The organism is Pontibacillus chungwhensis, assembly GCF_030166655.1.
Classification (GTDB): domain Bacteria; phylum Bacillota; class Bacilli; order Bacillales; family BH030062; genus Pontibacillus.
This window is the reverse complement of record NZ_CP126446.1, coordinates 3,262,098-3,283,566: the sequence shown is the minus strand read 5'-3', so window position 1 is coordinate 3,283,566 and position 21,469 is coordinate 3,262,098. Positions and strand designations below refer to the sequence as shown.

Sequence of the window (21,469 nt, the reverse complement as noted above, 5' to 3'; positions counted from 1 at the left end):
TAACAAATCTTATTATTCGTTAACTAATAAGTGTGGCTTGCGGTCTAAGTGGTGGTTGGCTTTAATGAAGCGGACCGTTCCGGTTTTAGCGCGCATCACAATGGAATCTGTCTCAGAAAGATCATTTCCTAAGAATTTAACCCCTTTTAGTAATTCTCCTTCTGTAACACCCGTAGCTGCAAAGATTGCGTCGTCACTTTTTACAAGGTCATCAAGAGTAAGAAGCTGACGTGGGTCACTAAGTCCCATTTCAATACAGCGATTTGTTTCTTCATCATTCTGAGGAACTAAACGAGCTTGCATGTCTCCATCTAAGCATTTTACAGCAGCAGCTGAAATAACACCCTCCGGTGCACCGCCTGTTCCAACAAAGATATCTACTCCCGTGTGAGGCAAGCAAGTAGCGATGGATGCCCCTACGTCACCGTCTCCGAATAGTTTTACGCGTGCTCCTTTAGCACGAACGCGTTCGACGAGCTCTTCGTGACGTGGACGTTCTTGGATAATGACTGTTAAATCGTGAATACGTTTATTATTGGCTTTTGCCACAATATCAATCGTTTTTTCGATTGGATCATCTAAACTAATTTTTCCTTTTGCATTCTTTCCGACTGCAATTTTCTCCATATACATATCCGGAGCGTGAAGAAGAGCACCGCGATCAGCAGCTGCAATGACTGCCATAGCGTTATTATGTCCTTTTGCTACGATATTTGTACCTTCTAATGGGTCAACAGCAATATCTACAGCAGGACCTTGCCCATTTCCTAATTCTTCGCCAATGTATAACATAGGGGCTTCATCTAGTTCCCCTTCCCCTATTACGACTGTTCCTTGCATCGTAATGGAATCAAACATGGCTCTCATGGCAGAAGTGGCAGCATCATCTGCTTCATTCTTCTTACCTCTTCCCATCCATTGAGCTGAGCTCACTGCTGCGGCTTCGGTTACACGTACAAGTTCTAGAGCTAATTCGCGATCCATTTCATTTCCTCCGATACTTTAAATTCCTTCTATATCATAGCAAAATAACAGCACAATTTAAATGGAATTTGTATTTTGTCGATTTGTGATATCATGAAATAAGATTGTATGGGAAGTTTGCAAGGGAGGGCATATCCATGTATTTTGTTGATCGAAGTAAAATAGAAGAAACATTACAGCATCTGGATTTCTTGATAGGAGTTTATGAAAGACAAAGCTTTGAAGGGGAAACTGGCGCATTAGCGCTTGAACGTCTTGCCCAGATGAGTATAGAATCGGTAATTGATGTAGGGAATATGATGATCGATGGCTTCATTATGCGGGACCCAGGAAGCTATAATGATATTATTGACATCTTAATGGATGAAAAGGTGATTCCTAAAGAGGATGAAGACTGTTATAAGACACTTATAGCTCTACGGAAGCCACTTATTCAAGACTACGTAAACATTGAACCAGAAACGATTCACCAAACGCTTGAAAAAAGTAAAGCAGCAATCGGTCACTACAGTGAACATGTTCGTTACTATTTAAATAACGAATTAGGTCCTGTTTCTGCATTTTCGAACTCCTAATGATTAAAGAGGTGATACAGCAATGGACAAAACATACAAAGGATATTTAATCGACTTAGATGGAACTATGTACAGAGGAACAGAACGAGTGGAAGCAGCATCTGATTTCGTGAAGGCTTTACGTGAAAAGGGGATTCCTCATTTATTTGTAACCAACAATTCTTCTCGTCGGCCTGATCAAGTAGCGGATAAATTAAATACGTTTGATATTCCTGCCGAAGCAGAACAAATTTATACGACTAGTATGGCTACAGCATCCTATATTCGTGCCGAGAAGCCAGATGCAAAGGTGTATGCAATGGGGGAAGTAGGATTGATGCATGCTTTAGAAAATGAGGGCCTTACAATAGCCGATGAAGATTGCGACTATGTTGTGATGGGAATGGACCGAGAGCTGAGTTATGAGAAGTTTGCTAAGGCTTGCTTAAATGTAAGAGCAGGGGCTACCTTCTTATCTACGAATGGGGATATTGCGATTCCGACGGAGAGAGGGATGCTTCCGGGAAATGGTTCTATAACTTCTGTTGTGACTGTATCTACTGGAGTAGAGCCGACCTTTATCGGTAAGCCGGAGTCTATTATTATGGAACAAGCTATGCAAGCGATCAACCTAAAACGTGAAGAGACACTAATGGTTGGAGATAACTATCATACCGATATTTTAGCTGGTATTAATGCTGGCATGGATACGCTTCATGTCCAGACAGGGGTAACCACGAAGGAGCAGTTATCTCAATATGACCAGCAACCTACGTACACCATTCAAACGTTAGATGAATGGATACCACATTTATAAAAAAGAAGCTTTCCGGATATCCGGAAAGCTTCTTTTTTTACTTTATATGACTTATTAATATTCTTCGTTGGCATCGCTATGAGCTAGGCGGCTTGAGGCTGCAGCTGCAATAGCTCCCACGATGTCATCTAAAAAGGTATGACACCCATTCGATTTATCATTTAATTTTTCAAGAATTCCCGGTTTTTGTTTATCAATATAGCCGTAGTTTGTGAATCCGATTGATCCGTACACGTTTACTATGGATAATGCAATCACTTCATCAATACCATATAAGCTCTCATCTGTTTCAATTGTTTCCTGAAGAGGGGATTGAAGCATCTTTTTCTCAGCAAGAATATCAAGTTCAATACCAGTTAAGATGGCATTCTGAACCTCTCGTTTCGCAATGACGCGGTTTACGTTGTGTAAGCATTCTTCCATCTCCAGATTATCGTGATACTTAGATTGAAGATAGTGTACGAGCTCTGCAATGTCATCTAATGTTACGCCGCGTTCTTTTAATAGTTCACGTGCTTTCTGTTCTAATTGTGTCATTTTTTCTTTTGCCATGATTATCACCTATTTCTTAAGTATCGAGTATATCCATACTATTACCTATATCGTATGGTATGAAACTAATTGAAAAACGTGCATGAGATCCAATCATGCTTATCGTTATCATACATATCTATATAGATAAGAGCAACTAAAAGGGTGGTAGGTTATATGAGAGACCAACTTCATCAACAATATCAGGTATACCTCGGTAAAGAGATACAAGAAAATGGGCTGTTTGGTTATGAAGGAAACGACGGATATTATTTCTTAATTCCTTATGAAGAAGGAATGGATGACGAGGTATTTGAGCAACGTTCGATTAGTGAATTTATAAGGAATCAAGGAACGCCTCAGATTGGACTCCCTCTTTTTACAACAGAGGGAAAATTATATACAAATGTGGATGGTCAAAACTATATGTTTGTCCAGGTCCCTTGGGGGGCCACGAGTGACTCAAATGGTCGGTGGCTTACGACTCTTCATGAAGCCGGGAATCAATATCCTTATCAACCCCAACACATTTCAAGATATGGCCAATGGAAATCCTTATGGGAAGACAAAGTTGATGCTTGGTTTGAGCAGTATAAGGTTCAATGGAACGAACGCCCCTGTTCATCTATGAGAAGGCTATTTATTGAAACGTTTCCGTACGTGGAGGGGTTATCAGAATGTGCAATCCAATACTTGCAAGAAAGTGAACAAGATTGGAGATATGAATCGAACGACCAGGGCACCTTCACCTTTCAACGCCTTCATCCTTCCATGATGTCCCAAACCATTTGGCCTCATACATTAGTATATGATCACCCGGCGAGGGATCTTGCTGAATGGATCCGCTACTCTTTGTTAGAGAACGGGAACCAGGCTTACCCTCCTATTCGATCAATGCTTGATGAATATGAAAGTACTCGTCCTTTATCCGTATTTAGCTGGCGTTTAATTTATGCAAGGCTTATTTATCCCGTTCATCTCTTTGATGTCTTAGAACGTACACTAAGTGCGGGAGAAAGGGAGCAGAATGACCTTGAACAAGAATATCGTGGATTGCTTCAGAAGCAAGATCAATATGAGAAACAATTGAAAGAATTCTTTAATGGTGTGCATATTGATTATAAACGTCTTCGGATTCCTATTCTGGATTGGTGAGTAAGAGGAGAGGGTGGAATTGTCCAAGGTACGGATAGGAGCATTTCATCCCATTTATACAGCCTTCTGAAAAAGAAATGATAAGACTCTTCATGCTATAATGGCAACTACTATAGCAATAGAGGAGGATCTAGATGTCAAAACCATTTGTTTATATTACTAGGAAGCTGCCTGAATCGGTGATTGAAGCTTTTGAGTCTGTTTTTAAGATTGAAATGTGGCCAGAAGAAGAAGTACCTGTTGAAAGAGGTGTGCTATTAGAGAAGGTTCAACATGCTGATGCGTTAATTACTATGTTAAGTGACCAGGTTAATCACGAGATATTTGAAAAACAAACCAATCTAAAAGTGGTTGCAAACCTTGCTGTTGGATATGACAATATTGATTTAAACGCTGCCAAGGAAGCAGGAGTTGTGGTAACAAACACACCGGACGTATTAACAGATACAACAGCGGATTTAACATTTGGATTACTTCTAGCTACAGCAAGACGCTTAATGGAAGCAGAACGATATGTAAAAAATAACTCTTGGGAAAACTGGGCTCCTCTCTTAATGGCGGGGCAAGATGTTCATCATAAAACCATTGGTATCGTAGGGATGGGACGAATTGGAGAAACGGTTGCTAAACGAGCTACTGGTTTTGAAATGGAGATCCTCTATCATAACCGCAGTCGTAAAAGGGAAGCGGAAGAAAAAATCGGGGCTACTTATGTAGGATTTGAAGAGCTGCTGAAACGATCTGATTTTGTGGTATGTTTAGCACCATTAACTGAGGAAACGAAGGGGATGTTTAATAAAGAAGCGTTTGAACGAATGAAAAGTCGAGCTATATTCATTAATGCTTCTCGTGGAGCTTTGGTTGATGAAGAAGCACTGTACGATGCTATTCACCAAAACGTGATAGCAGGTGCGGGCTTAGATGTCTTCAAGAATGAACCCATCTCTGCGGATCATCCCCTGTTAACTTTAGAGCAAGTTGTAGCTACCCCTCACATTGGCTCAGCTTCTGAAGAGACAAGGAAAACGATGATGACGCTTTGCCTTGATAATATTCAACACGTCCTGAATGGAAAAGAGGCAAAAACTCCAGTAGGAGCAGGTTAAGGTTGGCGCCTCATTCATAATACTAATTGTATATACATTCAGATGTGAATAGTTTATTGGATGATAAGAAATTTAGATACATGTGACCTAAAACGGCAGGGATATAGCAGGCTGGTGATAAATGGGTGTATTAGATTTTTCGAACTATTATTGAATTACTTGAACTCTCTCTTTTATAATGGTGTTTATATATACAATAGTATACCAGCATGAGGGGGAGGAAAGAGATGTCATTAACGAAAAAAATCTTACTTGGAATGGGACTAGGTGTATTAGTAGGATTACTGCTAAACAGCTTAGACCCTTCCATTTATGATAACACTCAAAAATACCTACTTTATCCAGTAGGTCAACTATTTGTAAGCCTGATTAAGATGCTTGTTGTACCGATTGTCGTTGTTTCATTAATTCTTGGGACTTCAGGAATTAGTGATCCGAAAAAGTTAGGGAGAATCGGAATCAAAACGGTTTTATTCTTCCTTGTCACTACAGCGATTGCCCTCACCTTAGCCTTAGGGTTGGGCTCGTTCTTTCAACCAGGTGCTGGTGGGTCAGCGATGCAAGGTGGGGACTTTGAAGCAAGTGAAGCTCCGCCAGTTGTAGATACGCTCATTAATATCATCCCTTCGAACCCACTTGACGCTATGGTGAAAGGGGACATGCTTCAGGTTATAGCCTTTTCAATCTTTATTGGTATTGGATTATCACGAATCGGAACTCGAGGCAAAGACTTATATAGATTAGTGGAGCAAGCGAATGAAGTCTTAATGTATCTTGTTCAACTCGTTATGAAGTTTGCTCCTTATGGTGCATTTGCTTTAATTGCTGATGCAATTGGTTCACAAGGCAGTGACTCGTTATTGAAGATGGTGAAATATCTGGCCGTAGTCTTACTAGCCCTACTGATTCACCTTGTAGTCACATATGGATCTGCTATTGCGTTACTAGGTAAGATGAATCCAATTCAATTCTTCAAGAACTTCTCGCCAGCAATGGTGGTTGCTTTTAGTACATCAAGTAGTTCAGGTACATTACCAGTATCTATGAAAACTGTTCAAAATAAGCTGAATGTGCCAAAACCGATAAGCAGTTTCGTCCAGCCGCTTGGGGCAACGATTAACATGGACGGTACAGCCATTATGCAAGGTGTAGCAACTATGTTCATCGCTCAGATGTATGGTGTTGACCTTGCCTTTAGTGATCTGGTAACAGTTGTTCTGACAGCAACGCTTGCAAGTATCGGAACAGCAGGTGCCCCAGGAGTTGGTTTAATCATGCTTTCCATGGTTCTAACTTCAGTTGGCCTCCCTGTAGAAGCGATCTCACTTGTTCTTGCAGTTGACCGTCTGATCGATATGTGTCGTACAGCCGTAAACGTAACAGGCGATGCAACAGCAGCGGTCATTATCGCACGCTCCGAAGCAGGCCGCGAAGACGAAATTCCAGTAGTACAAGAGCAACAACAGGCATAATAAAAGCTGTTCTCCCCTGTTGGGAGAACAGCTTTTTTCTACCCTTTGCTCCTAATCCCACAAGTTTTCGTTAGCTTAGAATGAGCGTAAGGTGGGCCTGGAAACCACCCGCTTTCCTGTGGCTCACCTAGGCTCTTCCGCCCAAGAGAGTCTCGCAGTTTCCAGGCCCACCTTTGCCATAATAGGGTGAACTGAAACATTCTCTCAGTTCTCGAGTGTTAGACAGTCCTCCCCCTATAAGGGAACAAATATTAAAAGGCCTTTAATAAACCAACTATAGAAGAAAAGAAAAACATAAAAAAAGCTTGTAGAATCATCTACAAGCTCGTTCATATAGTGAATAGCCAAATACTTGCTACAAATTAAAAGACTTGTTCTACTTCGTGAATTCCAGGTACCTCTTCTACGAGTGCACGTTCAATCCCGGCTTTTAGGGTGATTGTTGAACTTGGGCAGCTTCCGCATGCACCCATAAGACGAAGGCGAACAATTCCCTCATCTACATCTACTAATTCAACGTCTCCACCATCACGTAGTAAGAAGGGACGAAGTTTATTCAATACTTCTTGTACTTCATTTTCCATCATCCATCTTCTCCTTTCCTATATCTCTATTATAAAGTGTGTAAGCAAAAAAATCTATTGTGCGAACTGAATTTCTCGTAGTGTGAAATCGAATTATTTCCGAAGTTTATATAATCCCTCTGCTCACTTTATACGATTCCAAAAATGATTTTATATTTTACAAAAGATTTTGTAAAATGGGAAGTAGGTCATATTTTCTGAGGGGTGAGTGGATGGGGCAAATCGAAATAACGGTCTATGGAGCGGAAGAGCGCTGTGCGAGTTGTGTAAATGCTCCGGGTTCTAAGGAAACATTTGAATGGTTGCAAGCAGCAATTGGGCGCAAGTATCCTGGTGAGCACTTTCAATTTCAATATGTGGATATTTCAACTCCAGCGGTTGAAGAGGAGCATGCGGATTATATAAAGCGAATTGAGGATGAAGAATTTTTTTATCCGCTAATCGTTATGGACGGTAAAGTCATAGGAGAAGGAGACCCTCGTTTAAAAACCGTTTTTTCTGCCATTGAAGAAAAGGGAGTTCAAACGAATGGGTAAGAAAAAGCAGGACTCCTTTCCTGTCTTATAACAGTATATCGGATTTTTAGTTATACAGATTAAAAAACAATGAGTAAGTCCGTTGTCGAATTTGGCTAGAATATGGTAGCATGTATCTTTGAAGAGGGGATTCACCATACTAGTAAAGCAGAGGTGGATCTTGTGAACCCAATAATTGAATTTTGTATAAATAATTTAGCGAGCGGATCTCAAAAAGCTCTAGAGGAGCTTGAAAAAGATCTTGAGCTTGATGTGATAGAATATGGATGTCTAAGCCATTGTGGCTTGTGTTCCCAAAGTTTATTTGCACTCGTCAACGGAGATCGAGTGACAGGTGAAACGCCAGAAGAGTTAGTTGAAAATGTGTATAAACACATCGAAGAGAATCCCCTGTTCTAACTTCACGACCAAAAAGAAAACGCGGGCTTTATTACCTGCGTTTTTCTTTTATTTCCTTACATAGAAGATGCAGGGGGTTTTACAAGTATTAGGTAGCTTGTTAGAATATACTTTGTTGTTTTACCTTGGTAAAGGATTTCTTTAGTATAGAAAAGAGGCTCAAGCATGACAGAGAAATGGTATTATGTAGATTCGGGTTATGCCTCCCCTGCTTATAACATGGCGCTTGATGAAGCGTTGTTAAAATGGCATAGTCAGGGTGAGATTCCCCCAGTTATTCGTTTTTATGGTTGGGAACCTGCTGCTGTTTCAGTCGGTTATTTTCAAAAGATAGATGGAAAGATTGACGTTGATTCTGTTAAGGAACATGGGTTTGAAATTGTGCGCCGTCCAACAGGCGGAAGAGCGGTCCTTCATGATAATGAGCTGACATATAGTGTGATTGTTTCAGAAAACCATACTTCCATGCCTCCAACGGTAACAGAAGCGTATCGGGTTATTTCTGAAGGTTTATTGCAAGGATTCAGAAATTTGGGAGTAGACGCGGAATTCTCAATACCAGAAGGGAAGCTAAAACAAACAGGTTCCGCAGTTTGCTTTGACGAACCTTCTTGGTATGAACTGATTGTCGGAGGACGAAAAGTTGCAGGAAGTGCCCAAACGAGACAAAAAGGCGTTATTCTCCAACATGGCTCCTTACCAATTGCAATGGATGATGTAACATTGTTTGATATGTTTATCTATCCAAATGAGCGTGTGAAAGAAAGAGCTCGTAAAGCATTTGGGGGTAAAGCAGTTGCAATCAACGAGGTTGCGGAGCGAGAAGTGCCGATAGAAGAAGTGAAATCGGCTTTTAAAGCTGGCTTTGAACAAGGTCTCGATGTAGAATTAGTACCATACGAACTATCGGAAGAACAAAAACAAGTAGTAGATGAGCTTGTACGCACTCGGTATGGGACGGATGAATGGACGTATTATCGTTAACAATTTTTGCTTTAAATAAAAGTATAAGGATGTGTAAACATGGCGAAAAAAGAAGAACACGTACGCAAGCCCGAATGGCTGAAGATTAACATCAAGACTAATAAATCTTACAATCGCTTGAAGAAAATTATGCGTGAACGCGGCCTACATACAGTTTGTGAAGAGGCAAGATGTCCAAACATACACGAGTGCTGGAGTGAACGTAAAACAGCTACCTTTATGATTCTTGGTGATACATGTACGCGTGGTTGCCGTTTCTGTGCCGTTAAAACAGGTCTACCAAACGAGTTGGATATGCAAGAGCCAGAAAAAGTGGCGGAGTCCGTAGAGCTTATGGATCTTAAGCACGCGGTTGTAACAGCTGTAGCACGCGATGACTTAAAAGATGGTGGAGCTTATGTATTCGCCGAAACAGTTAAAGCCATCCACCGCCGCCAGCCTGGTTGTACCGTTGAGGTTCTTCCGTCCGATATGGCTGGGGACTATGAGAGCCTCCGTATGCTAATGGATGCTGGACCAGACATCTTCAACCACAATATTGAAACGGTTCGTCGTCTAACGCCAAGAGTTCGTTCAAAAGCAACGTATGATCGTTCTCTTGAACTGCTACAACGCGTAAAAGAAGTAGCTCCAAACACACCAACGAAGTCTAGTATCATGGTTGGTCTTGGGGAGACAAAAGAAGAAATCATGCAGGCAATGGATGATCTACTTGCTCATGACGTCGATATTATGACGATCGGGCAGTACCTTCAACCTACGAAGAAACACTTGAAAGTAGAAAGATATTACCATCCAGATGAATTTGAAGAGCTTCGCCAAATTGCTATGGAGAAAGGCTTCCAACACTGCCAAGCTGGACCGTTGGTTCGTTCCTCTTACCATGCTGATGAGCAAGTTAACGAAACATCTCTTCAACGCCGCATTAAGTACATGAAGGGTTATGAAGAAACTTCAAACGATAAATTAGATACACTTAACTTCTAATGTATTAAATAGAAAAGACCTGCAGATGTCATCTGCAGGTCTTTTAATTTCCGGTTGTGGAAAGGTTTAAAGAGGAACTTTTTTGATCTTCTCTAATTTGAAACCATGCGTCTCTGGCCATCGTAATAATTTTAGGGTCAGATGCTAATTGCTTCTTCTGAACCACTAGAGAAAAATATCGAATAGCTTCTTCATTAAGCCCCAAACGTCGGTTTAATTCTCCAATAAGATAAAGCACACGAAGGGCGTTCATATCGGTATAAGTTAGATCATCCTCTTCATAAGCCCTTTTATACATCTTCAAAGCGAGTCTCATGAATCTGGCCTCTTCCTGAGGTTCCTTCCTTTTTCGATACAACCAAACGACTCTTAGGTATAATCCTGCCAAAACAATAGCTTTCTCTTTCTTTAATTGGGCTGTGTAGATCGCTAACTTATATGCGTTGAGGGCTTCTACTTCGGTTCGTTCCTTGCAATAGTTTTGAGGAGTCCAACGTTTGGCAATGCGATTGGATATCTCTTCTCGGGATTGATCAGACATTAGGTTGGAGAACTGATCTGTGAACGTGTACCCACATTGCTGACATACAATGGGGACGTAAAGGAGAGGGCTATTCTGTTCGTCTTTGTACATAGTACAAAAGTCTGTATCTGTATGAATAGGGCGAGTGAATCGAGACCGGACCTTTTTGGTTTGGAATGAATGAGTACAGAATGGACATTGAACGTGTTTGTCGTATAAAGGATGCATCGATTCGCTCATATGTACCCTCCTTCGCTAATGGTTAGTTCAAATGTACTAAAATATTTAGGTCGCCACAAGTCTTTTTGCTCATGCTTGCAAAGTAGGTACTTGATCTGGTTTGAAAAATTGAAGAGTTTGGGATTTGTTAGTATACTGGAGATAAGAAAGACGTAAGGAGGTACTTGTATGACAATTAACATTACGGATAATGCTAGCCAGCAGATTCAGGAAATGATGAAAGACGAAGAGACTGAAAATGTTCGCCTACGTTTCGGAGTCAAAGGCGGCGGTTGTAGTGGACTATCTTATGCCATGGGTTTTGAGAGTGAAATTAACGAAGAACTTGATACTACATTTGACGTAAACGACATTCCCTTAGTCATAAATAAGCAAGATTTAGCTATTGTGGAAGGAACCACAATCGATTTCAAACAGAACATGATGGGAGGCGGGTTTACCATTGATAACCCGAACGCGATCGCAAACTGCGGTTGTGGCTCTTCCTTCCGTACTGCAACAAACGCTGGTGCACCAAACAAAGATTGCTAATACCCTACCGGATTCAATCCCGTAAGCCTTTAAAAGGCTTGCGGGATTTTTTATTTCTTTTCCCTTTTAAAGAACCAACGCGTGTCAGACACCCTTTACCATTTTACAGTGAAGAAGCGTGTCAGACACGCGTTAGTATTGTAACGGGATAAAGGGTGTGCTCTGTACGTTTAAGTGTGTGGAAATGGGTTAATGGTTTAGTAAGGTCAATATTAGTAGGAGGGTAAGGATGAGGTATTGGAAAGGATTTTTAATGGTTTTGGGTATGTTAGGTTTTATACTTAGTGCTTGTGGTCAAACAGAAGATGATTCAGGGTCTGGAGATTCAACGGGAGAAGACACTGAAATGAATGAGTCCGAAGAAACTTCTTCTGAGAATGGTGAGGGAAGCAATAGCAATCAATCTTCGAGTGATTTTACGAAGGAAGATGCTACGAGTAAATTAACGAATTTAGGCTCTCTTCTTCAACCAGAAACGACTGAAGAGGGGAAGGTTGAAGATTTTGAGACGAAAGATGAACTTGTTGAGAACTTAAATCAAGTTGTGGTGGAAGATGTAGGAGAGCAGTTGGTAGAGGGCATGTTTGAAGAAAAAGAAGATGGTTTGTATGTGAAAACAGGGGAGTATGCTCCATTCTTATTGCCTGAACAAACCTATACATTTGAACAGGTCGAAGAACAGAGTTATCAAATTGTCCAAAAGAACAAGACCGAAATATATGGAGAGTATAAGCTTACAGCTACCTTCGCACCAAAGGATGGTACGTACTTAATTAATCAATATGATGTTGAATATAAAGATCAACCTAAGGAAGATGTAACGACAGAACAAACAAAAGAGGGAGATCAAGAGGAAGATGGAGAGTAACAGAAAAAAGATAGCCCCCTTAGAGGAGGCTATCTTAGGAATTAAGAACCGAATAAGCTTGTAGAGTGCATTGGTTGCACTTTTGCTTTTGGATCCATATATGCTTTTGCATTGTTGACAGCTGTAGGACCTTCACCAAATCCGGAAGCAATAAGTTTTACTTTACCTGGATATGTACAAATATCACCAGCTGCGTAAATGCCTTTGATGTTTGTTTCCATTCGAGAGTTAACGACAATGTTGTTCTTCTCGATGTCTAAACTCCAATCCTTAATAGGGCCAAGGGAAGAAATGAAGCCGTAGTTCACAATCAAGGAATCGATATCAAGGGTTTCTGTACCTTCACCTTTAGATTCTTTCAGTACGACCTGATCAATTGATCCACCAGAACCAACTAATTCTTCTGGATTATATGGAGTCATAATGTTCACACTAGAATTATGAAGTTGTTCTACAGTATGCTCGTGGGCACGGAATTTATCTCTTCGGTGAACAAGTGTGACTTGCTTAGCAATAGGCTCAAGCATAAGCGCCCAATCGACAGCGGAATCCCCGCCACCACAGACCATTACATTCTGACCTGCAAAACGTTCCATGTTATCGACATGATAGAACAAGTTCGATTCTTCGAATTGCTCACAGTTATCGATTTTTAAACGACGTGGAGAGAAGGCGCCGTTTCCGGCTGTTATAATGATGGTTTTTGTGTAGTGTACGCCTTTATTTGTGGTGAGTTTAAAGGTTTCATCCTCTAGTTTCTCAACTTCTTGTACCGCTTCATTAAGCGCAATTGATGGATCAAATTGGTTCGCCTGTTCAATTAAGTTGTCCACAAGTTCCTGCGCACGTACTTTTGGGAAGCCGGCAACATCGTAGATATACTTTTCAGGGTAAAGAGCGGAGAGTTGTCCACCAAGTTGAGGAAGACTTTCGATAATTTTTACACTAGCTTGTCTCATCCCACCATAGAAAGCGGTGAAGAGACCAACTGGGCCACCACCAATAATGGTAATGTCATACACTTTTTCTGACACAATAAATTCCCCCATTCTAAGAGTTTCATTCCAGTTTCTATTTTATCATACTTATGATTGCCTTCTCTTTATCATATCAAAAATCGGCTCGCGGGGAAAAATATTTGAAATGTCTGAATGTCGTTGATTTGTCAATTAAGGGTTGAAAATTGTAGAAAAAAGGACTATGATGATTTTTAGAAAATATTTTACGAAATTATGACAATTCTATTATCATAGGTGTCTTTTTTTATGCCGTAATTCGTGAAGGAAGTCACAATTACGGATGTAAAGATATGCAGTGTATTTTGAAAAATTTATGTAAATGGAAGTGATATGTATGAACAGACCAAACATTGTTGTACTTGGTGCTGGGTATGGCGGAATGATCACTACTGCTAAACTGCAAAAGATGTTGGGCTCAAATGAGGCGAACATTACGTTAGTGAACAAACATAATTACCATTATCAAACGACTTGGCTTCACGAAAACGCGGCTGGTACGCTTCACCACGATCGTACTCGCATCAAGATCAGTGACGTCATTAACTTTAACCGTGTGAATTTCGTACAAGATACGGTAGTAGGTCTTGATCCTTCAAGCAAGAAGATTCAACTTGAGAACGGTGAATTAACGTATGACTATCTTGTGGTAGGACTTGGATTTGAAGCTGCAACATTTGGAATTCAAGGCTTGAAAGAGCACGCATTCACAATCAGTAACATCAACGCAGCTCGTCTAATTCGCGAGCACATCGAGTACAACTTTGCTCGTTATAACAATGAAAAAGAAGAACGTCAAGATCTTCTAAACATTGTTGTAGGTGGTGCTGGTTTCACAGGTATCGAATTTGTGGGTGAAATTGCAAATAAAGTACCTGAACTATGTAAAGAATACGATATCCCTCGTGAGAAAGTTCGTATTATTAACGTAGAGGCTGCTCCAACTGTTCTTCCAGGTTTCGATGAAGAGCTTGTAGAGTACGCTATGAACCTTCTTGAAGGTAAAGGTGTTGAATTTAAAGTAGGCACAATGATTAAAGAGGTAGAAGAACACAAAATTCTTGTTGAGAAAGATGAGCAGCAAGAAGAGATCCCAACGAATACAGTCGTTTGGGCAGCTGGTGTTCGCGGTAACTCTCTAGTTGAAGAAGCTGGATTTGAAACAAACCGTGGCCGTGTACCAGTTCGTGACGATCTTCGTCCTAATGGATACGACGATGTCTTCATCGTAGGGGATTGTGCTTTAATCATGAACCCTGAAAATGACCGTCCATATCCTCCGACAGCTCAAATTGCGATCCAAGAAGCAGAGACAACAGCACGCAACGTTAAGAAGATTGTGAACGGAGAAGACAATCTAGAAAGTTTCAAACCAGACCTAAAAGGTACTGTTGCTTCCCTTGGTGAAGGTCAGGCAATCGGTGTTGTATTTGGTGACAAGAAGCTATTCGGTTGGACAGCTTCTGTTATGAAGAAGATTATCGATAACCGCTACCTTCTTAAATTAGGTGGAATTGGATTACTTCTTAAAAAAGGTAAATTTAATATCTTCACGAAATAAATACGTGAAAAGCAAGGGAGGATATCTTCCTTGCTTTTTTTATGCCAAAAAGCCTTATATGGATTAGCTTCGAGATTTTTAACACGTTTGATCTGCTGGTTTTTGTTGATGACTTCTTTCTGCTAATATAGCTTGTTTTTCTATTTAGAACATAATAAAATATGGTAAGAAACCGTTTTACTATGTGGTCAATGGGGTATTAGGACAGATTGATCAGACAGGAGGAAGCATCGGTGTTTATTTTTCAGGCTATTGTTTCTGTGTTACTATTTTTTGTCTTGTTCTTTGGGATTTCATTTCTCGTTAATATGTTGTTGCGAAAGACATGGCTGATTGCCTTTTTATATCCGATTATTATAATCTTTATTGTTGATAACATATCGACATTTGATTATTTCACAGCCTTTAGTGATTCCCTAGAAACAGCAATGACCCATTTGGTAAATCTCCAAGTGATTGATGTAGTCATCTTGTCTTCAGGGCTAGCTGGTGCTATTTGCTCAGGGATCGTTATTCGCATGCTTCGAGTTAGAGGGTATCAAATGTTCTAAATAAGCAGGAGAGCTCCTGCTTATTTTTTATGGATTCCTTTAGCGGAGTGAAGGGTGTCTGACACCCTTCACTCCGCTAAAGGAATCTAAAAAGCTCTATTCTATTGAATAATTACTGAATTGTTTGGAAAAGATGACACCTAGTGAGGTGTTTACAAACAATGAAAAAAACAATGAAACGTATGTTGATGGTAGTTTTATTTCTGGGTGCGTTAAGCACGACCTTTACGTCCATTACGAATGTTTCGGCGAAAGAGATTTCAGGCTGGATCCAGCAACAAACGAACTCGTTATTCCATTATCAATCGGATTCAAGTGAAGAAAGTTTTCGTTCTATTCGTTTAGCGAAAAAAGGAATGAACCATTTTGCTGCCAAGACTAGGTACATTTCAAGCCAGCAAGTAGAAGGACCGTCTACTATAGAAGAGGCCATGGACCTTTCTCAGTATCCAAGAGAAACGGTGTTGGCTACAGGATACACAGCTGGGGTTGAATCAACTGGTAAAGATGCATCCCACCCTATGTACGGAATTACTTATTCTGGCGTAAAAGTAAAGCGTGACCTTTATTCCACCATTGCTGCTGACCTATCTGTATATCCTCTTGGGACCATCCTTTATATCCCAGATTACGGATTTGGTGTTGTAGCTGATAAAGGATCAGCCATCACAGGAAACAAAATTGACTTATATTATGAAACGGTAGAAGACGTGTATGAAGAGTGGGGTAAAAAACACGTTGAAGTATATGTCGTTAAACGCGGTGAAGGTAAATTGAGTGAGGAAACACTATCGACACTCAATAATAATGAGGCCCTACAAGTATTTAGACAAGATTATAAAGGGTAACGATGTTTTAAAACAGCAGACGAAGAGCTTGGAGTAATATGCACTCCAGGCTCTTTTTGGGTTTTAACATAAGGGTACGAAAAGATTAAAGCATAAAAATACTCTACCGCACGTGCGGTAGAGTATGGATGGATTCTTTAGAACAATAATGTATGTAGAACAATGGTCAACAATACACCTGTTACTCCGCCGAAAAAGACTTCAATAGGCTGGTGTCCGAGCAGTTCTTTTAATTCTTCACGCTTTTGGTATTCTGCCTTTGAGTTCCAAAGACGCGCTTCTTCAACGAAATGGGAAAAATCCTTTAACAGTTGGTTCAGCATAATGGCCTGCTCACCAGCTTGGCGTCTGACGCCAGTTGAGTCAAACATCACGATAATAGCGAATACGCAAGACAGGGCAAAGATATTTGAACCAAGACCTTCTTGGATACCGATACCAGTAGCGAGGGCGGTAACAGCAGCTGAGTGACTGCTTGGCATTCCTCCTGTTGCAAAAGCGAGACCTGGATTAAACTCTCTCATTGCGATGAATTGTATTGGAATTTTTACGAGTTGGGCGAAGACAATCGCAAATAGCGATGCCCATAGAGGAAAGTTGCTGAAGATCTCCATGTGTGTATAATCCTTCCTTTCTGCATGTTGAAACATTCGTACACTGTAGTCCTATTAGTTTAACATGAGTGTAACCGTTACTTGGTGCTCATGATTGTAAAAATTGTGTGAAAGTTAAGTAAGGGGATCGAGAGAAAAGATGAAAAACCGCTTCTCTTCCATTTGTGAATGTTTCAACATTATACCATAATCCTCCTCTAAAAGTCTTGTTCAACGAGGTGTCGGATTTATTGAGGAATAGGATGGATAAACAAAACCAGAATTTACTCAATTGTCGATATTTTTTGTATAATGGAGGTGGAGGTGAATGGATTGTTTACAATACAACCAACTACTGCATTATTTACAGAAACAGATTCCCTTGTATTTGGGCTCTATCATGAAAACAAACAGCATCAACCTGTGTATGGACAGCTCAACGAAGCCCTTGGTGGAGCTTTAGATCAGTACATACAAGATGGGGATCTATCCAATGATTATAAGAAGATCTCTAAAGTGTTTACGTTGAATCAAACGACTGCAAAGCGTATTTACGTGGTGGGACTTGGGAAGAAGAAAGAACTAACTTCTCAAAAGCTGAAGAAAGCGTTTGGCCGTCTCTTCAAGCAATTGCAAGCGGATGGGCAATCAGAATCGACTTTTGTTTTAAATAGCTTCCAGACGGATCAAATTTCCGAGCTGGCTGCAGCAGAAGCTTTATCAGAAGCAATGGTTATGGGCCCATATCAATTTGATAATTATAAGACAAACAATGAGAAACCTGTGACTCAAATGGATCGCGTGACCGTTTTATCGGATCAGGAACAGTCTGAATTACAGAAGAGCCTTGAAAAGGGATCAGCTCTAGGGCACGGCGCGAATACAGCGCGGCACCTTGTTCAATTGCCTGGTAATTTATTAACGGCAACAGATCTAGCTGAATATGCTAGCTCCTTAGCTGAAGATTTTGGTTTTGAAAAAGAAATCTTAGAGAAAGAAGATATGGAACGTCTCGGGATGGGAGCGCTTTTAGCTGTCAATCAAGGCTCAACCGAACCTCCTAAAATGATCGTTCTAAAGTATCAAGGTAAAGAAACCTGGGACGATGTTGTAGGACTTGTCGGAAAAGGGATTACATTTGATACAGGTGGATATTCCATTAAGTCAAAAGATGGCATTGTAGGTATGAAAGGAGATATGGGTGGTGCTGCCGCCGTGTTAGGGGCTATGGAAATTGTCGGTCGCTTGAAGCCTAAACAAAATGTTGTAGCAGTCATTCCTTCTACTGACAATATGATTAGTGGAAGTGCCTTTAAACCTGACGATGTGATTACTTCCTTAAGTGGAAAAACCATCGAAGTACTAAACACGGACGCAGAAGGCCGTTTAGCTCTGGCGGACGGAATCACCTATGCCAAACATCATAAAGCGGATCGAATTATTGATGTAGCCACTCTGACTGGTGGCGTTGTCGTTGCATTAGGGGATTGGATGACAGGCGCTATGACGAATAACGATGAGTTATATGCTAAAGTGGATGCTGCTTCAAAAGAAACGGATGAACTGATCTGGCAGCTTCCTTATAACGAAATCTACAAAAAGCGCGTTCGCTCAAGTGAACTAGCAGATGTAAACAATTCACCAGGGCGTAAAGGACATGCCATTATGGCTGGTTCCTTCCTTGCAGAGTTTGCAGAATCTACTCCTTGGGTTCATTTGGATATTGCAGGTACTTCCCAGGCTGAAGCAGCATATGACCTTGGTCCAAAAGGTCCAACAGGAGTTATGGCTCGTACGCTAGCTACTTATATTATGAATTTATAATGGAATAGAATTTGTACCTACTATTGATCAAGCAACGACCTCGTGAAAAGTGCCGGCTCTCCCCTTAGTGGAGGCTGGCACTTTTGTATTGTGGTGATCGTGTATCCTCTCTGCCACTCCCTGCTATCATACATAAAGAAAGAAACTCACCTTTACCAATGAAAAGCGAGTTCCATTTTACAACAGTCTTGATTTTGGGATTGAGCAGTTAGGGTAAGATGAAGACCGTCCGGATTGTAGCGGATCTTAATTGGGTGCTTGATGCCAGTCCCTTCTAACAACTGTTTCACTTTTTCTTTATTGGACTGTTGAGCAGCTTCCATGACTTGTTGTGAGAAACTTGGGGAAGTGGCGAATTTCTCGATAATAATATGAGCATCTGACATGAGCGACTGAAAGGCTTTGGCCGAGTCTGTTAAGGTGGAAGGATCAACTTCTGGGTAAGAGGGGCGTGATGGTGGCATAGGGTAAGGACCATACGCTTGAGGGGCGCAGGGAATCCACACTGGATAATAATACATACAAAACCCTCCTTCTTCACATAACACTATATGAAGAGGAGGGAAGTTCTGTGCGCTTCCTCTATGCAAATTGTTCGTAAAGCGGTTCTGCTTTCACCATAAAAGCATTTTGGTATTGTTTATAAGTATCTGATGCTCGTTTGAACTGGGAATTGTCTTTCGTATTAAACTCCTCGCTTCTTAGCTCAGATTGTGCCTGTAAAATAGCTTGAGAAGCTTTGGAAGCTACCTGCATGTCCTGGGAAGAAGGGTTTGCGGGAGCTAGTGCTGCGTTACGAACCTGCTCCATTGTTGTTATAGTATCTTCTGGATGATTGCTATCAGGCATTTGAATCGGAACTTCTCCGCCGACGATGTATTGTTGACCGTCTGGCCCTTTTTGTAGATCGTAGCTAATTCCACCTGCAAACTTTCCTCCTACAGATTGATGGGCTTGCTCATGGGCCTTTACTTCTTGTTCCCGAGACTTTAGTTCAGCTAGTTGGTCTTTCTGTTCAGGGGATAATAGATGGCCATAGTGAAGGTCGCTTTTCTCTAGAGAGGTTGTGACGTGTTGAGTATATCCGGCGTGTTGTTCTTTTTGGGTCTGGGTTATTTCTTGGTTGTCTTGGACGGGATGGTTCTTTATTAGAGTGGATTTCGGTGTTTGAATTCTGGAGTATTCGGCTTGAATTCCAATCAATATACTCACCTCCTCATGCTTGGGGATGATTTATTATAGGTCTTAGAGGTATGTCGCTTTGCTTAAGTATAGCATGGTTTGGGGAAGCTGTCTTACAGGAAGTACAACAAAACCTGAATCCATCAGGACCCAGGTTAAGTAAAGTTATTGAATAGCTGCTTCTAAAGCCACTTCAATCATTTCATTAAATGTCGTTTGGCGTTCTTCTGATGTTGTTTCTTCACCAGTAAGGATGTGGTCACTAACCGTTAATACGGAAAGGGCCTCGCGGTTGTATTTTGCAGCAAGAGTATAAAGGGCTGTTGTTTCCATTTCAACTGCTAATACGTTATAAGATGCAAGTTGGTCGAATAGTTCCATAGCGTTATCGCGATAGAAGCTGTCGCTTGTAAAGACGTTCCCAACACGTAGTTTAAGTCCCTGTTTTTCACCTGTATCGTAGGCAGCTTTTAATAAACCAAAGTCAGCTGTTGGCGCGTAGTCAATGCCGCCGAACGTCATGCGGTTCATCTGAGAGTCTGTGGATGAAGTAGATGCTAAGATAACATCACGTACTTTCACGTCTTTTTGAAGCGCTCCACAAGATCCAACACGAATTAATTTCTGCACATCATATTCTTGAATGAGTTCATTAACGTAGATGGAGATCGACGGAACTCCCATGCCTGTCCCTTGAACAGAAATGCGTTCTCCTTTATACGTTCCTGTGTAACCATACATGCCACGTACTTCATTGTAGCAAGTTACATCTTCTAGAAAGTTTTCTGCGATGTATTTCGCGCGAAGGGGGTCACCCGGTAATAGAATTTTATCAGCTATATCTCCTTTGTTTGCACCAATATGTACACTCATCGGAACATACCTCCTTAATTTTCAAGCTTACGTTTCAAAGGTACCACAAGAGTGGTTACAAAACAAATGGTAACGATTTCAGCAGAAATTCGTACGTGGCTAGGTTTTCCATACATCTCTTGGTACAATAAAGAGTAAATGGAAAAACTGATGAAAGAGCCCTTCTTTTTCACGAAAGAGAAAGGGCTCTAATAAACTATGCTTATACTTCTCATCCGACGTAGGAAAGATGTGGAGGAAGGAAAGGGGCTTTTGGGGTAATGAACATATCTATTTCTAAATTACCAGGAATTGGTCAAAAAATCTCTCTTACGACAGCTGAAGACAGTCAACTTGTATTGATTGTGCATCACACTGGTAAGCGGGAACTGTACTTCTTTGAAGATGCTGACAGTGACGAAGCGGATTTCGGCATGGACTTAACAGCGGATGAAACGAGAGAGCTGGGTGCGCAACTTCTCGGCGCAACCTATCAGCCTGTAGATGCCGATAAACTGAAGATGTTCAATAATCAGATTGTGATGGACTGGATCGAGATCAAAGCGGCTTCTTCTCTTACGCAGAAATCAATTGAAGAATCAGAGATTCGCAACAAGACAGGTGCCACCATCATTGGACTAGTAAAAGGAGACGATATCATCGCGATCCCAGAAGCGTATACGACGCTTCAAGCAGGGGATGTGCTGATGGCCATTGGAAAGAAAGATCAAATTTCTTCGCTAACTGCTTTGTGTAAAGGGGAGGAATGAT

At 41.0% G+C, this 21,469-nt stretch carries 25 protein-coding genes; 16 read left to right on the top strand and 9 right to left on the bottom strand.

Annotated elements, in window-relative coordinates; all coding sequences use genetic code 11:
* Nucleotides 1-12: 12 nt before the first annotated feature.
* Nucleotides 13-984: a class II fructose-bisphosphatase gene (gene glpX / locus QNI29_RS16995; RefSeq protein ID WP_231418884.1), complete on the bottom strand. Its 972-nt coding sequence runs from the start codon at nucleotides 982-984 to the stop codon at nucleotides 13-15.
* 137 nt (nucleotides 985-1,121) lie between these two features.
* Between glpX and QNI29_RS16990 the strand changes: the two genes are divergently transcribed.
* Both QNI29_RS16990 and QNI29_RS16985 read left to right on the top strand, forming a co-directional pair.
* Nucleotides 1,122-1,559, top strand: a complete 438-nt coding sequence (locus tag QNI29_RS16990) for a DUF86 domain-containing protein (protein WP_231418883.1) — start codon at nucleotides 1,122-1,124, stop codon at nucleotides 1,557-1,559.
* Between the two features lie 22 nt (nucleotides 1,560-1,581).
* The gene (locus tag QNI29_RS16985; RefSeq protein ID WP_231418882.1) at nucleotides 1,582-2,355 is read left to right on the top strand and encodes a TIGR01457 family HAD-type hydrolase; all 774 of its coding nucleotides are present in this window, start codon (nucleotides 1,582-1,584) and stop codon (nucleotides 2,353-2,355) included.
* A gap of 54 nt (nucleotides 2,356-2,409) precedes the next feature.
* Here the strand turns inward: QNI29_RS16985 and QNI29_RS16980 are convergent, their stop codons facing one another.
* Nucleotides 2,410-2,907, bottom strand: a complete 498-nt coding sequence (locus tag QNI29_RS16980; RefSeq protein ID WP_231418881.1) for a phosphatidylglycerophosphatase A family protein — start codon at nucleotides 2,905-2,907, stop codon at nucleotides 2,410-2,412.
* Nucleotides 2,908-3,063: 156 nt separating this feature from the next.
* Between QNI29_RS16980 and yutH the strand changes: the two genes are divergently transcribed.
* From yutH to QNI29_RS16965, 3 genes are all read left to right on the top strand, one after another.
* Complete coding sequence (yutH, locus tag QNI29_RS16975; protein WP_231418880.1) at nucleotides 3,064-4,041, top strand: spore coat putative kinase YutH; 978 nt, start codon at nucleotides 3,064-3,066, stop codon at nucleotides 4,039-4,041.
* 134 nt (nucleotides 4,042-4,175) lie between these two features.
* The gene (locus tag QNI29_RS16970; protein ID WP_231418879.1) at nucleotides 4,176-5,147 is read left to right on the top strand and encodes a 2-hydroxyacid dehydrogenase; all 972 of its coding nucleotides are present in this window, start codon (nucleotides 4,176-4,178) and stop codon (nucleotides 5,145-5,147) included.
* A gap of 227 nt (nucleotides 5,148-5,374) precedes the next feature.
* On the top strand, nucleotides 5,375-6,619 hold the full coding sequence (locus QNI29_RS16965) for a dicarboxylate/amino acid:cation symporter (protein WP_231418878.1): 1,245 nt from the start codon (nucleotides 5,375-5,377) through the stop codon (nucleotides 6,617-6,619).
* Between the two features lie 362 nt (nucleotides 6,620-6,981).
* On the opposite strand, the gene QNI29_RS16960 is transcribed toward QNI29_RS16965, so the two are convergent.
* Nucleotides 6,982-7,203 carry a NifU family protein gene (locus tag QNI29_RS16960; RefSeq protein WP_231419048.1) on the bottom strand — a complete coding sequence of 74 codons (222 nt, stop codon included), beginning with the start codon at nucleotides 7,201-7,203 and terminating at the stop codon, nucleotides 6,982-6,984.
* A gap of 212 nt (nucleotides 7,204-7,415) precedes the next feature.
* Here QNI29_RS16960 and QNI29_RS16955 point away from each other — a divergent pair, with 212 nt between their 5' ends.
* The 4 genes from QNI29_RS16955 (at nucleotide 7,416) to lipA (ending at nucleotide 10,109) form a co-directional block, all read left to right on the top strand.
* Nucleotides 7,416-7,739 carry a YuzD family protein gene (locus tag QNI29_RS16955; protein ID WP_231418877.1) on the top strand — a complete coding sequence of 108 codons (324 nt, stop codon included), beginning with the start codon at nucleotides 7,416-7,418 and terminating at the stop codon, nucleotides 7,737-7,739.
* A 102-nt stretch (nucleotides 7,740-7,841) separates the two neighbouring features.
* Nucleotides 7,842-8,138 carry a YuzB family protein gene (locus QNI29_RS16950; RefSeq protein WP_231418876.1) on the top strand — a complete coding sequence of 99 codons (297 nt, stop codon included), beginning with the start codon at nucleotides 7,842-7,844 and terminating at the stop codon, nucleotides 8,136-8,138.
* A gap of 165 nt (nucleotides 8,139-8,303) precedes the next feature.
* A complete protein-coding gene (locus tag QNI29_RS16945) occupies nucleotides 8,304-9,122 on the top strand; it encodes a lipoate--protein ligase family protein (protein WP_231418875.1) in 819 nt (272 codons plus the stop codon).
* A gap of 39 nt (nucleotides 9,123-9,161) precedes the next feature.
* Nucleotides 9,162-10,109, top strand: a complete 948-nt coding sequence (gene lipA, locus QNI29_RS16940; RefSeq protein ID WP_231418874.1) for a lipoyl synthase — start codon at nucleotides 9,162-9,164, stop codon at nucleotides 10,107-10,109.
* Between the two features lie 43 nt (nucleotides 10,110-10,152).
* Here the strand turns inward: lipA and QNI29_RS16935 are convergent, their stop codons facing one another.
* Nucleotides 10,153-10,872 carry a DUF2225 domain-containing protein gene (locus QNI29_RS16935; protein ID WP_231418873.1) on the bottom strand — a complete coding sequence of 240 codons (720 nt, stop codon included), beginning with the start codon at nucleotides 10,870-10,872 and terminating at the stop codon, nucleotides 10,153-10,155.
* A gap of 168 nt (nucleotides 10,873-11,040) precedes the next feature.
* On the opposite strand from QNI29_RS16935, the gene QNI29_RS16930 reads away from it, so the two are divergent.
* Nucleotides 11,041-11,403, top strand: coding sequence for a HesB/IscA family protein (locus QNI29_RS16930; protein ID WP_231418872.1), 363 nt, complete (start codon nucleotides 11,041-11,043; stop codon nucleotides 11,401-11,403).
* A gap of 229 nt (nucleotides 11,404-11,632) precedes the next feature.
* Nucleotides 11,633-12,271 (top strand): hypothetical protein, encoded by a 639-nt coding sequence (locus QNI29_RS16925; protein ID WP_231418871.1) that lies wholly within the window; start codon nucleotides 11,633-11,635, stop codon nucleotides 12,269-12,271.
* 41 nt (nucleotides 12,272-12,312) lie between these two features.
* Here the strand turns inward: QNI29_RS16925 and QNI29_RS16920 are convergent, their stop codons facing one another.
* Nucleotides 12,313-13,305 carry an NAD(P)/FAD-dependent oxidoreductase gene (locus QNI29_RS16920; protein ID WP_231418870.1) on the bottom strand — a complete coding sequence of 331 codons (993 nt, stop codon included), beginning with the start codon at nucleotides 13,303-13,305 and terminating at the stop codon, nucleotides 12,313-12,315.
* A 319-nt stretch (nucleotides 13,306-13,624) separates the two neighbouring features.
* Here QNI29_RS16920 and QNI29_RS16915 point away from each other — a divergent pair, with 319 nt between their 5' ends.
* The 3 genes from QNI29_RS16915 (at nucleotide 13,625) to QNI29_RS16905 (ending at nucleotide 16,247) form a co-directional block, all read left to right on the top strand.
* Entirely contained in the window at nucleotides 13,625-14,848 is a 1,224-nt protein-coding gene (locus tag QNI29_RS16915; RefSeq protein ID WP_231418869.1) for an NAD(P)/FAD-dependent oxidoreductase, read from the top strand.
* A gap of 233 nt (nucleotides 14,849-15,081) precedes the next feature.
* Complete coding sequence (locus QNI29_RS16910; RefSeq protein ID WP_231418868.1) at nucleotides 15,082-15,399, top strand: YuiB family protein; 318 nt, start codon at nucleotides 15,082-15,084, stop codon at nucleotides 15,397-15,399.
* Nucleotides 15,400-15,560: 161 nt separating this feature from the next.
* Nucleotides 15,561-16,247: a stationary phase survival protein SpsC gene (locus QNI29_RS16905; RefSeq protein WP_231418867.1), complete on the top strand. Its 687-nt coding sequence runs from the start codon at nucleotides 15,561-15,563 to the stop codon at nucleotides 16,245-16,247.
* Nucleotides 16,248-16,384: 137 nt separating this feature from the next.
* Here the strand turns inward: QNI29_RS16905 and QNI29_RS16900 are convergent, their stop codons facing one another.
* Nucleotides 16,385-16,861 carry a divergent PAP2 family protein gene (locus QNI29_RS16900; RefSeq protein ID WP_231418866.1) on the bottom strand — a complete coding sequence of 159 codons (477 nt, stop codon included), beginning with the start codon at nucleotides 16,859-16,861 and terminating at the stop codon, nucleotides 16,385-16,387.
* A 312-nt stretch (nucleotides 16,862-17,173) separates the two neighbouring features.
* Between QNI29_RS16900 and QNI29_RS16895 the strand changes: the two genes are divergently transcribed.
* Nucleotides 17,174-18,664, top strand: coding sequence for a leucyl aminopeptidase (locus QNI29_RS16895; RefSeq protein WP_231418865.1), 1,491 nt, complete (start codon nucleotides 17,174-17,176; stop codon nucleotides 18,662-18,664).
* 152 nt (nucleotides 18,665-18,816) lie between these two features.
* Here QNI29_RS16895 and QNI29_RS16890 read toward each other — a convergent pair whose 3' ends face one another.
* The 3 genes from QNI29_RS16890 to deoD all read right to left on the bottom strand — a co-directional run bounded on the left by QNI29_RS16890 (nucleotide 18,817) and on the right by deoD (nucleotide 20,719).
* The gene (locus QNI29_RS16890; protein WP_231418864.1) at nucleotides 18,817-19,185 is read right to left on the bottom strand and encodes a YuzC family spore coat inner layer protein; all 369 of its coding nucleotides are present in this window, start codon (nucleotides 19,183-19,185) and stop codon (nucleotides 18,817-18,819) included.
* A 61-nt stretch (nucleotides 19,186-19,246) separates the two neighbouring features.
* Complete coding sequence (locus QNI29_RS16885) at nucleotides 19,247-19,867, bottom strand: putative metalloprotease CJM1_0395 family protein (protein ID WP_231418863.1); 621 nt, start codon at nucleotides 19,865-19,867, stop codon at nucleotides 19,247-19,249.
* Nucleotides 19,868-20,011: 144 nt separating this feature from the next.
* Nucleotides 20,012-20,719 (bottom strand): purine-nucleoside phosphorylase, encoded by a 708-nt coding sequence (gene deoD, locus QNI29_RS16880; protein WP_231418862.1) that lies wholly within the window; start codon nucleotides 20,717-20,719, stop codon nucleotides 20,012-20,014.
* Between the two features lie 260 nt (nucleotides 20,720-20,979).
* Here deoD and QNI29_RS16875 point away from each other — a divergent pair, with 260 nt between their 5' ends.
* Nucleotides 20,980-21,468, top strand: a complete 489-nt coding sequence (locus tag QNI29_RS16875; RefSeq protein WP_231418861.1) for a cation:proton antiporter regulatory subunit — start codon at nucleotides 20,980-20,982, stop codon at nucleotides 21,466-21,468.
* Nucleotide 21,469 lies beyond the last annotated feature (1 nt).